Source organism: Streptomyces sp. NPDC057654, assembly GCF_042800135.1.
GTDB lineage: Bacteria > Actinomycetota > Actinomycetes > Streptomycetales > Streptomycetaceae > Streptomyces.
The window spans coordinates 3,734-4,563 of the sequence record NZ_JBHVHQ010000706.1; the positions used below are offsets into that span (position 1 = coordinate 3,734).

General features: G+C 72.2%; 2 protein-coding genes. One reads left to right on the plus strand and one right to left on the minus strand.

Features of this window, described 5'->3' with window-relative positions; translation table 11 throughout:
- The coding region (locus tag ACFU99_RS34090; protein ID WP_384399572.1) for a cytochrome P450 at positions 1 to 618 on the plus strand (618 nt) is incomplete at its 5' end.
- A gap of 38 nt (positions 619 to 656) precedes the next feature.
- On the opposite strand, the gene mmpB is transcribed toward ACFU99_RS34090, so the two are convergent.
- The gene (gene mmpB / locus ACFU99_RS34095) at positions 657 to 785 is read right to left on the minus strand and encodes a morphogenic membrane protein MmpB (protein ID WP_384399575.1); all 129 of its coding nucleotides are present in this window, start codon (positions 783 to 785) and stop codon (positions 657 to 659) included.
- Positions 786 to 830 lie beyond the last annotated feature (45 nt).

Below are 830 nucleotides of genomic sequence, written 5' to 3' on the forward strand. Positions count from 1 at the left end.
GGCGGAGACGGCGGAGACGGCGGGGGCGGCGGGGACGGATACGAGGGCGAGGGCGAGGGCGACGGCCGGGGGCTGAGCGAGGCGGAGCTCGTGGACACCCTGCTGCTGATGTTCGGCGCCGGGCACGAGCCCACCGTCAATCTCATCGACAACGCCGTGCACGCCCTGCTCACCCGCCCCCGCCAACTGGCCCTCGTCCGGGCGGGCCACGCCACCTGGCACGACGTCATCGAGGAGACGCTGCGCGCCGAGACGCCCGTCGCCAACATCCTGATGCGCTACGCGATCGAGGACATCCGCCTGGACGGCGGCCCGCTGATCAGCAAGGGCGACGCCATCATCGCCTCGTACGCCGCCGCCGGCCGCCACCCGGAGCTGCACGGCGACAGCGCCGACCGGTTCGACGTCACCCGCGCCGACAAGGAGCACCTGGCCTTCGGATACGGCGTGCACTACTGCATCGGCGCGCCCCTGGCCCGGTTGGAGGCCGCCGTCGCGCTGCCGCTGCTCTTCGGCCGGTTCCCCCGGCTCCGGCCGGCCGTGCCCGCCGCCGAACTGCGGCAGGTCAGCAGCTTCATCTCGAACGGGCACCACCGGCTGCCGGTGTTCACTTCCTGACGACGGGCCATATCCCCAGTCCCGAGGACAGGCAGGCGTCAGGCCACGCCGAGGATGAAGAACAGGATCACCATGCCGATGGCCAGCACGATGCCCGCCCGGTGGAGCATCGCCTGCGCTTCGCGCAGCTCCTGGGGCGGTTCTTCGGGCGGGTCGGACCACAGCATGAAAACAATGGTCCGGGGGGCACCGGCGCGGCGCCTGAGTACGCG